Consider the following 12,975-nt stretch of genomic DNA (forward strand, 5'->3'; position numbering starts at 1 on the left):
CTCACCGAGGCCGCCATCGTCGTCTCCGGCGGCCGCGGCGTCGGCGCCAAGGAAGGCTTCGGCGTCGTCGAGGACCTCGCCGACGCACTCGGCGCCGCCGTCGGCGCCTCCCGCGCCGCCGTCGACGCCGGCTGGTACCCCCACAGCAACCAGGTCGGCCAGACCGGCAAGCAGGTCTCCCCCCAGCTCTACGTCGCCGCCGGCATCTCCGGCGCCATCCAGCACCGCGCCGGCATGCAGACCTCCAAGACCATCGTCGCCGTCAACAAGGACCCCGAAGCCCCCATCTTCGAACTCGTCGACTACGGCGTCGTCGGAGACCTCTTCACCGTCCTCCCCCAACTCACCGACGAGGTCAAGTCCCGCAAGGGCTGATCACCGCACAGGGCTGGACGAAGGGCGCGGCACCCACCGGGGACCGCGCCCTTCGGCGTACCCGGAGCAGGCCGGGGCCGCGCCCGCCGGACGGGCCCACGGTGATCCCGCCACGGGCGGGCGGGCCGCCGGTAGGCTCCCGGGCATGGGACTGCTGACGGCACTTGAGGGCGGCTTCGGCGACGCCGCCGACGCGCTGGTGATCGACGGCCGGGCGCTGTCGCGCGAGCAACTGCTCGGCGCGGCCGCGGTGGTGGCCCGCCGGGTGGCCGGTGCGCCCGCGCTGGCGGTGCTCGCGCGGCCGACGCCCGAGACGGTGGTGGCCGTGGTCGGCGGCCTGCTGGCCGGGGTGCCGGTGGTGCCGCTGGCGCCGGACTCCGGGCCCAAGGAGCGCGGGCACATCCTGCGGGACTCCGGCGCGAGCCTGCTCGCGGTGGGCCCGGGCGAGCGGGCCGAGGACATCGAGGCGCTGCCGGTGGACCTGGCGGCGCGCGCGGAGCCCGGCACGCCCGAACCCGCCGCCGAGCGCCCGGCCTTCGTGCTCTACACCTCCGGGACCACGGGGGCGCCGAAGGGCGCGCTGCTGTCCCGCGCGGCCGTCGCCGCGGACCTGGACGCGCTGGCCGCCGCCTGGCAGTGGACCGCCGAGGACACGCTGGTGCACGGGCTGCCGCTGTTCCACGTGCACGGTCTGGTGCTCGGTGTGCTGGGCGCGCTGCGCACCGGCAGCCGGCTGGTGCACACCGGGCGCCCCACCCCGGCGGCGTACGCCGGTGCGGGCGGCAGCCTGTACTTCGGGGTCCCGACGGTCTGGTCCCGGGTCGCCGCCGACGAGGCGGCGGCCCGCGAGCTGGCCGCCGCCCGGCTGCTGGTCTCCGGCAGCGCCCCGCTGCCGGTGCCGGTGTTCGAGCGGCTGGCCGCGCTGACCGGCCGGGCACCGATCGAGCGGTACGGGATGACCGAGTCGCTGATCACCGTCTCCACCCGGGCGGCCGGCGAGCGCCGTCCGGGCAGCGTCGGCCTGCCGGTGGACGGCGTCCGCACCCGGCTGGTGGGCGAGGACGGGGCCCCGGTGCCGGCCGACGGCGAGAGCGTGGGCGAGCTGCAGGTGGCCGGGCCGACGCTGTTCTCCGGCTACCTCAACCGCCCGGACGCCGACGCCGAGTCCTGGACCGCGGACGGCTGGTTCCGCACCGGGGACGTCGCCGTGATCGGCCCGGACGGCTTCCACCGGATCGTCGGCCGCGCCTCGGTCGACCTGATCAAGAGCGGCGGCTACCGGATCGGCGCCGGCGAGGTGGAGGCGGCCCTGCGCGACCACCCGGCGGTCGCCGACGCCGCCGTGGTCGGCGCGCCCGACAGCGACCTCGGCCAGGCCGTGGTGGCGTACGTGATCGCCGACGGCGCCGTCACCGGCGAGCAGTTGACGGCCTTCGTGGCCGAACGGCTGTCCGTCCACAAGCGCCCCCGGCGGGTGGTGCTGGTGGCGGAGCTGCCGCGCAACGCGATGGGCAAGGTGCTGAAGAAGCAGCTGCTGGAGTCCGCCTCCGGGCCGGTGTAGCGAGCACCGCCGGGGTGTCAGGCATGGGGACCGGGCGTCGGCGGGTACCACCTCGGGTGGCGCGGCGGCCCGACGGCGCGGCGCCGGGGCCCCGGCGCGGTCGCGCCCGGGCCGGCCGACGACAGGGGAGACAGTGATCGTCTGGGTCAATGGCCCGTTCGGGGCCGGCAAGACCACCGCCTGCCGCGAGCTGGTGGAGCTGCTGCCGGGGAGCCTGCTGTTCGACCCCGAGCAGGTCGGGGCCGGGCTGCGCGGCATGCTGCCGGCGGACCGGCTGGCTCCGGTGTCCGACTTCCAGGACCTGCCCTCCTGGCGCCGGCTGGTGCCCGAGGTCGCGGCGGCGCTGCTGGCCGAGGTGCCCGGGCCGCTGGTGGTCCCGATGACCCTGCTCCGGGAGGACTACCGGGACGAGATCTTCGGTGCGCTGGCCACCCGCGGGCTCGCGGTGCACCACATCGTGCTGGACCCTGCGGAAACGATCCTGCGCGACCGCATCGAGTCCGCGGACGAGTACCCGGGCCACCCGGAGCGCAGCGCGCGGGTCCGGCAGTGGCGGCTGGAGCACCTCCCGCACTACCGGCAGGCCAGACGGTGGCTCGGCCGCGACGCCCAGCTGCTCGACACCGACGGACTCACCCCGCGCCGGACCGCCGAGCGCCTCGCCGAGCTGGTCGAGGGCGGCGAGGCCCGCTGCCCGATCGTGCGCAGCGACGACGCCACCGGGGACACGGTGGCCGCCGCCGTGCTGTTCTTCGACGAGCAGGACCGGGTGCTGCTGGTCGACCCGGTGTACAAGCCGTCCTGGGAGTTCCCCGGCGGGGTCGTGGAGCGCGGCGAGGCGCCCAGCGACGCCGCGCTGCGGGAGACCGAGGAGGAGCTGGGCCTGCGGCTGGACGGAGAGGCGCTGCGGCTGCTGGCGGTCGACTGGGAGCCCTGCACCGGCCCGCGGCGCGGCGGCCTGCGGCTGATGTTCGACGGCGGCCGGCTGGACGAGGCCGCCCGGGCCCGGATCCGGCTGCCCCGGGACGAGCTGCGCGGCTGGCGGTTCGTCACCGCGGACGAGGCGGCCGGGCTGCTGCCGCCGCACCGTCACCGCCGGCTGGTCGGCGCGCTGGAGGCGCGCGCCGAGGGCCGGCTGCGCTACCTGGAGGCCGGGATCCCGGCGGCGGCGGTCGCCCCCGCGGGCTGAGCCGGGTGCGGCCCCGGCTCAGAAATCCGGGTGGGCCCGGAGCGCGGCCAGCGCGGGCGGCACCGCCCGGGGCGGGGCGAAGGACCAGCCGGGGAAGCCGCCCCAGGCGACGGAGGTGCGCAGGTACTGGACCAGGGTGATCCCCGGCCGCCCGTGGACCCCGTCCACCACCGGATCGGCGCAGCCGTCCGGCAGGGCCAGGTCGAAGCTGGCGCCGCTGACCTTGGCCTGGTGCGGCTCGTCCGGCGCGCCCTGGTAGAAGCCGTCGGCGGCGAGGTCCGGGTACTCCGCGGTGTCCGCCCGGTAGTCGTCCCACTCCTCGCGCAGCGACGGCACCGACGGCAGCCAGAGCGGATCGGGGTAGACGGGTGCGCCGGCGGGCCGGCGGTGGCCGAGCCCGAGGGCGGGGCAGTCGCCGACGAAGGAGACCCCGCCGAGCACCCGCAGCCCGGCCTCGTACGCGGCCGGCAGCGGGCCGATCGCCGCGGCGAGCCGGTCGAGGTCGGCCAGGCACTCGAGGGTGGGCCGCTCGCGGACCTGCCAGGCGGCGGCGAAGCCGAGCCCGGCCAGCTGCTCCTCGATCCGGTCGAGGTGCCGCTCGGCCCGGTGCATGGTCAGCTCGGCGACCGCCGCCACGTCCTCGCGCAGCGGGTCGCCCACCGGCCCGAGCGCGCGCAGCTCCGCCCAGACGGCTTCGTGCTCGCCCGCGGCGTAGCGCCGGTGGTAGGAGGTCATGGCCGCAGCGTAGCGAGCACCACCGACAGCGGATGCGGCCGCCTGGGCGAGGGGCAGGATGGACACATGCCGTTCACCTTCAGCCACCCGGCCGCCGTGCTCGCGCTGCTGGACGGTGCCCGGGCCCGCGGGCCGCTGGTCGCGGCGGGCTTGGTGGCCGGGTCGATGGCGCCTGACCTGCCGTTCTTCGCGGATTCGCTGCTGCCCGGGGTCCACCGGTACGGCGATGTCGCGCACCGGTGGTGGGCGGTGCCGACGCTGGACGTGGCGCTGGCGGCGGTCTCGGTGGCGCTCTGGCGGGGGCTGTGGCGGCCGGCGGTGGCCGAGCTGCTGCCGGGGCGGGCGGGGTGGGTGTCCGGGAGCGCGGCGGGCCGTCCCGCGGGCGGGCCGGTCCGGTTCGCGGTCTCGGCCGCCGTCGGCGCCGCGAGCCATCTGTGCTGGGACTCCTTCACCCACCGGGGCCGGGCCGGCGTGCGGGCGCTGCCGGTGCTCGGGCGGACGGTCGCGGGCGTACCGGTGTACCGGGCGCTGCAGTACGGCAGCTCGCTGGCCGGGCTGGCGGTGCTGGCCCCGCGCCTGCGCGTGGTGGCCGCCCCGGCTGCCGGCGCGCGGCCGGGGCCCGGCGCGGCGCGGTGGGTGGTGGCAGCGGCGGCGGCCGCCGGGGCGGCGCACCGGCTGGCGCGGCGTCAGCGCCCGCCGGTCGACGAGTTCTGCTTCGGCGCCGGGGCGGGGGCGGCGGTGGGTCTGGCGGGGTGGTCGCTGCTGCTGCGGCGGGCGGGTGTGCGGGGAGCGTAGGGGGCGTCAGCGGAGCGGCTCGAAAGGCCTGGTGGCGCCGCCGCCGCGAGCCGTGGCGGCCGGGGCGTCTACCATTGGCCGACGTGACAGATACCGGTAGCTCGCTTGGCCAGGATCCGATGGACTTCACCGACTCCGACCCCGATTCCGCGACCCTTCCCGAGGCCGTTCCGGCGGCCGGGGCGGCGGTCGACCCCGAGGAGGCCGGGCCGGACCCGCTGGCCGGCGTCTGGGACGTGGTGGTGGTCGGAGCGGGCCCGGCGGGCTCCTCCGCCGCGTACGCCGCCGCCACGCAGGGGCGGCGGGTGCTGCTGCTCGACAAGGCCGAGCACCCCCGCTACAAGACCTGCGGCGGCGGCATCATCGGTTTCTCCCGGGACAACCTCCCGGCGGACTTCAAGCTGCCGCTCCAGGACCGCATCCACGCCGTCACCTTCGCGCTGGACGGCCGGTACACCCGCACCCGCCGCTCCCGCCGGATGCTCTTCGGGCTGGTCAACCGGGACGAGTTCGACCTGCGGCTGACCCAGTCCGCCGAGCAGGCCGGCGCGGTGCTGGTCACCGGTGTCACGGTCACCGGTGTCGAGCAGGGCGCCGAGGACGGCCGCACGGTGGTCGTCACCACGGCGGACGGGCGCCGGGTGGAGGCCCGCTCGGTGGTCGGCGCGGACGGCTCGGCCAGCCGGATCGGCCGTCACGTCGGGGTCGACTTCGACCAGATCGACCTGGGCCTGGAGGCCGAGATCCCGGTCCCGGAGTCGGTGTCCCGGGCCTGGGCCGGCCGGATCCACCTGGACTGGGGGCCGCTGCCGGGTTCGTACGGCTGGGTGTTCCCGAAGACCGACTCCGGCACCCTGACGGTCGGTGTGATCTCCGCCCGCGGCGACGGCGAGCGGACCAAGGAGTACCTCGCCGACTACATCCGCCGGCTGGGCCTGTCAGGGTTCACCCCGAGCGTCGAGTCCGGCCACCTGACCCGCTGCCGGGCCGAGGACTCGCCGCTGTCCCGCGGCCGGGTGCTGGTGGCCGGTGACGCCGCCGGCCTGCTGGAGCCGTGGACCCGCGAGGGCATCTCGTACGCGCTGCGCTCGGGCCGGCTGGCGGGCGAGTGGGCGGTCAAGGTGGCCGAGGCGGAGGGCGGCGCGGACGTGCGGCGCCAGGGGCTCAACTACGCCTTCGCGATCAAGGCAGGACTGGGCGTGGAGATGCGCGCGGGGAAGGTGATGCTGGCGGCCTTCGAGCGCCGTCCGGAGGTCTTCCACGCGGCGGTCTGCCTGATCGGTGCCGCCTGGCGGGCGTTCGCCCGGGCGACCCAGGGGCACACCACCTTCGCCGAGGTGATGCGCGACCACCGGGCCGCCCGGAAGCTGGCCTCGATCGCCGGCCGCTGAGCCGGCGGCCGAGCCGACTGCTGAGCCGGCCGCCGGGCGGGGTGTCGGGTGACCGGCACACCCCGCCCGGCGGTCGACCGGCTACTTGAGGCCGGTGTCGAGCGCGGAGATCAGGGTCCCGGTCGGGGTGTCGCCCGACATCTCCCAGATCATCGCGCCGAGCAGGTTCTTCGACTTCAGGTAGGCGGTCTTCTGGCCGATCGCCCACGGGTCGTCGAAGGTCCACCACTGCCCGCCGGCGCCGGTGTAGGCGTAGGTCGAGACCGACTGGGTGTCGTGGTGGACGGTGAGGTTGGGCACGCCGGTGATCAGGTTCTGGTAGCCGCGGGTACCCGCCTCCTCGGCGAACTGGCCCGGTGCCGCGCCCGTGGCCGCCTGCCACTCGCCGCTCGCACCGCCGTCGGTGACGCCCTGCCAGCCGCGGCCGTAGAACGGGAAGCCGATGGTGAGCTTGCGCGGGTTGACCCCGGCGCCCAGGTAGGTCTGCACGGCGCCGTCGACGCTGAAGTGGAAGCCGTACGGGTCCTGGGCGTCGGTGTAGAGGTTGGCCTGGTGGCCGGTGCGGTTCGGCTCCCAGGAGTTGTCGCTGCCGGCGCCGTGGAAGTCGTAGCCCTGGATGTTGGCCACGTCCAGCGACTTGAAGATCTTCGAGAGGTCCCAGCCCTGGCCGATCTTGGTCGGGTCGGCCGGGGTGAACGCGGTGAGCAGCTTGTGCGGGCCGCCGAGGGCGTCGAGCTGGCGGCGGAACTCGGCCAGCAGCAGGGTCAGGTTGTCCTTGTCGTTCGCCGACCAGTGGTTGCCGGCGTGCCCGTCGGGGGAGCCGGGCCACTCCCAGTCGAGGTCGATCCCGTCGAAGATCCCGGCGGCCACCCCGTCGCCGCCGGCGCCGCCGTACGCGGGCAGGTTGCCCTTGATCCAGGTGTCCACGCAGGACTTGACGAACTTCTGCCGGGAGGCGTCGGTGGCCGCAGCGTCGGAGAAGTACTTGGAGTAGGTCCAGCCGCCGAGCGAGACCACCACCTTGAGGTCGGGGTACTTGGCCTTGAGCTTCTTCAGCTGGTTGAAGTTGCCGCGCAGCTTGCCCCAGCCGTCGTCGGCCACCCCGTCCACGGACTGGGCGGCGCTGAACGGCCGGGCGTAGTCGGCGTCCGCGTCGCCCGCTCCCGTCCCCTGGTCCGGGTCCTGCGGGTCGGCGGTGGTGCCCTTGGTGACGCCGGCCAGGCAGGTCAGGTTGACCGGGTCGATGTTCTCGAAGGCGTAGTTGATCACGTCCAGCTTGGCCGCGCTGCCCGAGGTGTCGAGGTTCTTGACGAAGTACTGGCGGCCGTAGATGCCCCACTGGGCGAAGTAGCCGACCCGGGTGTACTTGCCGGCCCCGGCCAGGTCGCCGGTGGTGACGGTGAGCGGCGCGGAGGCGGGGGAGGCGTTGTCGGCGGCGTCCCGGGCCCGGACCGTGAAGGTGTACGCGGTCGCGGGGGACAGGCCGGTGGCGGTCGCGGCGGTGCCGGTGACGGTCTGCACCAGGGCGCCGTCCTGGTAGAGGTCGTAGGCGGCCACGCCCTGGTTGTCGGTGGCGGGGTTCCACGCCAGCGTGACGCTGTTGCTGGTGACGGCGGTGGAGCGGAGCGCGCCGGGGGCGGTCGGCGGTGTCGGGTCGGTGGCCGGGTCGACCGTGCGGGCGGCGAGCACGGGGCCGGTGGGGCCGGGGTTGCCCCGGCTGTCCCTGGCCCGGACCGCCAGGCTGTAGGCGGTCGCCGGGGTCAGGCCGGTGACGGTGACCGCGGTGGTGGCGGAGGTGGCCAGCACGGTGGCGCCGGAGAGCACCTCGTAGGAGGCGACCGGGAAGTCGCCGGGGGTGGCGGCCGGCCAGCTCAGCGCCAGGGTGTGCGCGGTGGCGCCGGTCAGCTGCGGCGTGCCGGGCGCGCCGGGCGGCAGGTCCGCGCTGCCGTCGCACTTGTCGCCGTTGATCCGGCAGTTGGCGGGCGTCGCGATCGGGCCGGTGGCCACGAACCAGAAGCTGTACGGCTCGGTGCTGGCGTGCGGCTGCACGGTCGCGTTGTAGTAGGCGTTGACGGCGGTGACGTGGCGGCCGCTGACCGTCGCGGTGCCGTTGTAGCTGCTGGCGAGGGTGACCCCGGCGGGCAGGTCGAACTCCAGCGTCCAGCCGGTGACGGCGGCCGCGTTGTCGTTGCGCACCACGAAGGTGCCCTTCCACCAGGAGCCGTTGTCGGCGCTGGTGAAGGCGGCGGTGAGCTTCCCCGCCGCGTGCGCGGGGGTGGCGGCGAGCAGGGCGAGCGGTAGGACGAGCGAAGCCAGCAGGGCCAGGACCCTGCCTCTGGCGCGGTGCCTCAACCGGACGAGCATCGGTACTCCCTGTGTGGTGTGGGGGATTCCGTACAGGGGTGCCGGGGAGCCAAGCACACCGTAGGTGGTCTGGACCACATCGTCAACAGGGCGTCAGGGCAACGGAGTTGATGTTCAGCAGGTCATTCGCACAGCCGGTCGCCGAGCGGGCTGCGCGCGTACAGCACCATCCGGCCGTGCCGGGCCCGGGTCACCAGCCGGGTGGCCGACAGCACCGCCAGGTGCTGGCTGACCGCGCCCGGGGTGACGCCGAGCCGGCGGGCCAGCTCGGTGGTCGAACACGGCTCCGCCAGCAGCGCCAGCAGCCGCGCCTTCGGGCCGCCGACCAGCAGTTCCAGCGCCTGCGGTACGGACGGCGGCCGCACCGGGCCGCCCAGGGTGGCCAGCCCGCGGGCCGGGTAGGTGATGGCCGGCGGGTGGTGGTCGCTGATCGAGGTGATCGCGCCGCGGGCGAAACAGGTCGGCAGGAAGACCAGGCCGCGCCGCCCCACCTCGACCTCCACGTCGCCGTGCCGGCAGCTCCGGCGGATGGTCAGCACCCCCTCCTCCCAGAGCAGGCGGCCGTCCAGGTCCCGGAAGACCGCCGCCGCGCCGCGCTCCGCCAGCACCCGGGAGCGGTGCACGATGTCGGCGTGCAGCACCGAACGGGCCTGCGGCCACCAGGCCGGGCGCAGGCACTCCTCCCAGTACGCCGCCAGCTCGTCGGCGATCCGCCCGAGCAGCCGGGCCGGATCGGCCAGGCCGGCGGCCAGCGGCCCGGGAACGGGCAGGTTCCCCGGGGCGAAGGTCCGGGCCAGCTGGCCGGCCAGCTCCCCGGGCGGCAGGGCCCGCACCTCGGCCAGCTCCGCCCGGACGTCCGGGAACGGCACCGCCGGGCGCGGGGTGAGGAAGTCCGGCACGTACCCGTTGTCGGCGACCAGTGAGCGCAGCAGCGTGCCGTCCAGGCGCTCGAAGGCCGGGCGCATCTCCTCGAACCAGGGCCGCTGACGGGGATGGCGCTCCGGCCTGGTCCACATCTGCAGGCTCAGCACCGCCTCCTGGAGCGGGGAGCAGGCGAAGGAGGCGTCGGCCAGATCGGCCAGGCCGAGCCGGAAACGGTGCACACGACCCCCCCCAGGTTTCAGACCGGGGCTAAATCGCTGTTCCGGCCGCCCACGCTGCGCTCTGATCATGCCATGAGCACCAGCAACACCGGCCCGACCGGCCTCCTCGCCCTGCCCGCCCGCCTGCTGCACCCCGATCCGCTGGTCCGCCGGCTCAGCGCGATCGTCCTCGTGAACACCGTCGGCAGCGGCCTGTCGATGACCCTCGGTGTGTTGTGGTTCACCCGGATGCTCGGGTTCGGCGCCGCGCAGGTCGGCCTCGGCCTCACCGCGGCCGGCCTCTGCGGGGTCCTCGCCGGCGTGCCCGCCGGCCGGGCCGCCGACCGGTGGGGCGCCCGACCGGTGCTGATCGCCCTGGTCTGCGTCCAGGCGCTCGGCACCGCCGGGTACGCGACCATCCACGGCTACGCCCAGTTCGTCCCGCTGGCCTGCGTGGTCGCCGCCGCCGACCGCGGTGCCAACGCGGTGCGCGCCGCCCTGTACGCCGAGGTGCTGCCGCCCGCCGACCGGGTCGCCTCCCGGGCCTACCTGCGCTCGGTCACCAACGTCGGGATCGCCGTCGGGGCCTGCCTCGCCGCCCTCGTCCTGCAGGCCGACACCCGGGACGCCTACCTGGCCGCGCTGATCACCGACTCGGCCTCGTTCGCCGTGGTCGCGGTCCTGTTCGCGGTCCTGGTCCCGGACCGCCCCCGGGCCACCGCCGAGGGCGGTCCGGCCGGGCCCGCCGGCCCCAACCCGGCGCTGCGCAACCTGCCGTTCCTGGCCGTCAGCGCGCTGAACGGCGTGCTCACCCTGCAGTTCGCGATGCTGGAGGTCGGGGTGCCGCTGTGGGTCGTCCAGCAGACCGAGGCGCCGCGCGCGATGGTCGCCGGCTCGATGCTGGTCAACACCGCGCTGGTGATCGCCCTCCAGGTACGCGCCGCCCGCGGTGTCGACCGGCCCTCGGCGGCCGCCCGGGCGTTCCGCCGCGGCGGGCTGCTCACGGCCTGCTCCTGCGGGGTGCTGGCGCTCGCCCACGCGGTGCCCGCGGCCGCCGCCGCGCTGCTGGTGGTGGCGGGCGTCGGCCTGCAGGCGCTCGGCGAGGTGCTCGGCCAGGCCGGCACCTGGTCGCTCGGCTACGACCTGGCGGCCGACGGCGCCCACGGCGCCTACCAGGGCGTCCTCAACACCGGCCAGGCCGTCGCCCTGATGCTCGGCCCGGCCCTGGTCACCTGGCTGGTGATCGGCCACGGCCTGGCCGGCTGGCTCATCCTCGCCGCGCTGTTCACGGCGGGCGCGCTGGCCATGGGCCCGACCGTCCGCTGGGCGGGCCGCCGCGCCGAACCGGCCCTCGCCGCGTAGCGCCGTCCGGCGGGGATCCTGCCGGGCGTCCGGCGGCCTCCGGCCGGGGCCGACCCGGGACGGCCGGGGGAGGGACGGGACTTCGGCCGAGGGGTCGGGCGCCGGTCGGTCACCGTCGGCCGGACATGCCCAGCGAGGTGACGGACGGCCACCGGCCGGGGGAGTCAGGGTCGGGGCCGACGCGGGGACGGGCCGGGCAAGCCCAGGTACGCGAGGCCGGGGGGCGGGACTCCGGCCGAGGGGTAGGGCGGCCGGTCCGACAGCGTCGGTCGGACACGCCCGGCGAGGTGGCGGCCGGCCACCGGCCGGGAGAGTCACGGCCGGGGCCGACCCGGGACGGCCCTGGCAAGCCCAGGTGCGTCCGGCCGGGAGCCCCGCCCGAGGACCTCTGATCGGCGGCGGTGCAAGGACTCGGGCGCGGCGCCGGCGGGCGTCAGCGCAGCACGGTGACCGGGGGCCGGCAGTACGGCAGGTCGGGTGCGGCGACCGCGTCCAGCGGGCCCGCCGCGCGCAGCACCACGTCGAGCACGCGCTCCGGGTCGCACGCGTAACCGCCGCTGGCCCAGGCCGGGTTGGCCTCGACCACGGCCCAGTTGCCGCCCGCCAGCAGGCCGACGTCGAGGGTGACGGCGCTCGGCAGGCCGCCGCAGGCCAGCACCTCGGCGGCGAAGGCCGGCACCACGGCCCGGTACGGGTCCAGGTCGAGCGGCGCCACGTCCAGCCGGCCGTCGACCGCGTAGCGGCTGGCCGCCCGCACCTCGCCGTCCAGGACGAACAGCCGGTACTCCCGCTCGAACGTGACGATGTCGCTGACCAGCACCGGGAAGTCGTCCGCCAGCGCGTCCGGGCCCGGCAGGCCGGTGCCGTCCGGGTAGATCCGGGCCGGGAACAGCTTGTCGTTGGGCGGCTTGACGAACGCGGGGCGGCGCAGCCGGCGGGCCTCGGCGAGCGTCGTGCACTCGACCCGGCGCCCGGTCAGCCCGTACGGCAGCGCGGGCAGCCAGCCGGCCGGGTCCTCCAGCGCCCCGATGCCCAGCTCCCGGCCGACCGTGTCGGCGAACAGCGGGCCGCCGTACAGGTGGGCCGGGCGGAGGGCCGACAGTTCCTCGGGGACCGCCCAGCGGGTGGCGGAGTGCGCGCGCAGGCCGCGCCGCCGGGCGGCGGTGAGCAGCTGCAGGCCGGTCTCGTTGATCCGGGGCGCGAGCAGCAGCAGTCGATCGGTCATCGCCCGATGCTCCCGCAGCCGACCCGCCGCCGACCAGCCGTTTTCCGCTCCACCCTGGCCCGGGGCGACCCGCTCGTGCGAGAGTCACCACCGTCCGACCCACCCTCAGCCGGAAAGCAGGCAGCCGCGATGACCCGCGAAGCACCCTTCGTCCGCATCACCACCGCCGATGCCGTCACCACCCTGGAGCTGGACTCCCCGCACAACCGCAACGCGCTCTCCACCCGGCTGATGGCCGAACTGACCCGGGGGCTGGCGGACGCGGCCGCCGACCCCGCGGTGCGGGCCGTGGTGCTCGGCCACACCGGCAAGGTGTTCTGCGCGGGCGCCGACCTCTCCGAGGCCACCGGCGACGACCCGACGGTCGGCCCGCGCGGCCTGGTCGACCTCCAGCGCGCGATCGTCGACTGCCCGAAGCCGGTGATCGCCGTGGTCGACGGCCACGTCCGGGCCGGCGGCCTCGGCCTGCTCGGGGCGGCGGACCTGGCGATCGCCGGGCCCGCCTCCACCTTCGCGTTCACCGAGGTCCGGCTCGGCCTGGCGCCCGCGGTGATCTCGCTCCCGCTGCGCCCCAAGCTGGACCCGCGGGCGGCCTCCCGCTACTACCTGACCGGTGAGACCTTCCACGCCGCCGAGGCGGCCCGGATCGGCCTGATCACCGAGGCGGCCGAGGACCCGCAGGCGGCCCTGAAGTCGGTGCTGGAGGCCGTCCGGCTCGGCTCGCCCCAGGGGCTCGCCGAGTCGAAGCGGCTGGCCAACGCCGAGGTGGTGGCCTCCTTCGAGCGGGACGCGGAGGAGCGGGTCGGCCAGTCCGCGCGGCTGTTCGGCTCGGCCGAGGCGCAGCAGGGCATGCGGGCGTTCCTGGAGCGCCGCCCGGCCCCGTGGGCCGAGTGAGC

General features: G+C 76.1%; 11 protein-coding genes. 7 read left to right on the forward strand and 4 right to left on the reverse strand.

Going from position 1 to position 12,975, the window contains the following annotated elements:
- The 3 genes from ABT014_RS24325 to ABT014_RS24335 form a co-directional block, all read left to right on the forward strand.
- Positions 1-375, forward strand: a 375-nt coding sequence (locus ABT014_RS24325; RefSeq protein WP_350641180.1) for an electron transfer flavoprotein subunit alpha/FixB family protein, incomplete at its 5' end; no start/stop codon positions are given.
- Between the two features lie 145 nt (positions 376-520).
- Entirely contained in the window at positions 521-1,936 is a 1,416-nt protein-coding gene (locus tag ABT014_RS24330; RefSeq protein WP_350641182.1) for an acyl-CoA synthetase, read from the forward strand.
- A gap of 133 nt (positions 1,937-2,069) precedes the next feature.
- Positions 2,070-3,125 (forward strand): NUDIX hydrolase, encoded by a 1,056-nt coding sequence (locus ABT014_RS24335; protein ID WP_350641184.1) that lies wholly within the window; start codon positions 2,070-2,072, stop codon positions 3,123-3,125.
- An 18-nt stretch (positions 3,126-3,143) separates the two neighbouring features.
- Here the strand turns inward: ABT014_RS24335 and ABT014_RS24340 are convergent, their stop codons facing one another.
- Positions 3,144-3,860, reverse strand: a complete 717-nt coding sequence (locus ABT014_RS24340) for a hypothetical protein (protein WP_350641186.1) — start codon at positions 3,858-3,860, stop codon at positions 3,144-3,146.
- A 66-nt stretch (positions 3,861-3,926) separates the two neighbouring features.
- On the opposite strand from ABT014_RS24340, the gene ABT014_RS24345 reads away from it, so the two are divergent.
- Positions 3,927-4,655, forward strand: a complete 729-nt coding sequence (locus ABT014_RS24345; RefSeq protein WP_350641188.1) for a DUF4184 family protein — start codon at positions 3,927-3,929, stop codon at positions 4,653-4,655.
- An 83-nt stretch (positions 4,656-4,738) separates the two neighbouring features.
- A complete protein-coding gene (locus ABT014_RS24350) occupies positions 4,739-6,046 on the forward strand; it encodes a geranylgeranyl reductase family protein (RefSeq protein ID WP_350641189.1) in 1,308 nt (435 codons plus the stop codon).
- Positions 6,047-6,127: 81 nt separating this feature from the next.
- Here the strand turns inward: ABT014_RS24350 and ABT014_RS24355 are convergent, their stop codons facing one another.
- Together ABT014_RS24355 and ABT014_RS24360 are read right to left on the reverse strand one after the other, a co-directional pair.
- A complete protein-coding gene (locus ABT014_RS24355; protein WP_350641190.1) occupies positions 6,128-8,410 on the reverse strand; it encodes a glycosyl hydrolase family 18 protein in 2,283 nt (760 codons plus the stop codon).
- 122 nt (positions 8,411-8,532) lie between these two features.
- Positions 8,533-9,513: an ArsR/SmtB family transcription factor gene (locus tag ABT014_RS24360; RefSeq protein WP_350641191.1), complete on the reverse strand. Its 981-nt coding sequence runs from the start codon at positions 9,511-9,513 to the stop codon at positions 8,533-8,535.
- Positions 9,514-9,585: 72 nt separating this feature from the next.
- Here ABT014_RS24360 and ABT014_RS24365 point away from each other — a divergent pair, with 72 nt between their 5' ends.
- Positions 9,586-10,854, forward strand: coding sequence for an MFS transporter (locus tag ABT014_RS24365; protein WP_350641192.1), 1,269 nt, complete (start codon positions 9,586-9,588; stop codon positions 10,852-10,854).
- 433 nt (positions 10,855-11,287) lie between these two features.
- Here the strand turns inward: ABT014_RS24365 and ABT014_RS24370 are convergent, their stop codons facing one another.
- The gene (locus ABT014_RS24370; protein WP_350641193.1) at positions 11,288-12,079 is read right to left on the reverse strand and encodes an ATP-grasp domain-containing protein; all 792 of its coding nucleotides are present in this window, start codon (positions 12,077-12,079) and stop codon (positions 11,288-11,290) included.
- Positions 12,080-12,208: 129 nt separating this feature from the next.
- Here ABT014_RS24370 and ABT014_RS24375 point away from each other — a divergent pair, with 129 nt between their 5' ends.
- Complete coding sequence (locus tag ABT014_RS24375; RefSeq protein ID WP_350641195.1) at positions 12,209-12,973, forward strand: enoyl-CoA hydratase family protein; 765 nt, start codon at positions 12,209-12,211, stop codon at positions 12,971-12,973.
- Positions 12,974-12,975 lie beyond the last annotated feature (2 nt).

Source organism: Kitasatospora sp. NPDC094015, from assembly GCF_040304075.1.
GTDB lineage: Bacteria > Actinomycetota > Actinomycetes > Streptomycetales > Streptomycetaceae > Kitasatospora.

What these genes read in the sequence shown, in the direction of transcription:
- ABT014_RS24330 (WP_350641182.1), top strand. Translation starts at nt 521, where the DNA reads ATGGGACTGCTGACGGCACTTGAGGGCGGCTTCGGCGACGCCGCCGAC.
- ABT014_RS24340 (WP_350641186.1), bottom strand. Translation starts at nt 3,860, where the DNA reads ATGACCTCCTACCACCGGCGCTACGCCGCGGGCGAGCACGAAGCCGTC.
- ABT014_RS24345 (WP_350641188.1), top strand. Translation starts at nt 3,927, where the DNA reads ATGCCGTTCACCTTCAGCCACCCGGCCGCCGTGCTCGCGCTGCTGGAC.
- ABT014_RS24355 (WP_350641190.1), bottom strand. Translation starts at nt 8,410, where the DNA reads ATGCTCGTCCGGTTGAGGCACCGCGCCAGAGGCAGGGTCCTGGCCCTG.
- ABT014_RS24365 (WP_350641192.1), top strand. Translation starts at nt 9,586, where the DNA reads ATGAGCACCAGCAACACCGGCCCGACCGGCCTCCTCGCCCTGCCCGCC.
- ABT014_RS24370 (WP_350641193.1), bottom strand. Translation starts at nt 12,079, where the DNA reads ATGACCGATCGACTGCTGCTGCTCGCGCCCCGGATCAACGAGACCGGC.
- ABT014_RS24375 (WP_350641195.1), top strand. Translation starts at nt 12,209, where the DNA reads ATGACCCGCGAAGCACCCTTCGTCCGCATCACCACCGCCGATGCCGTC.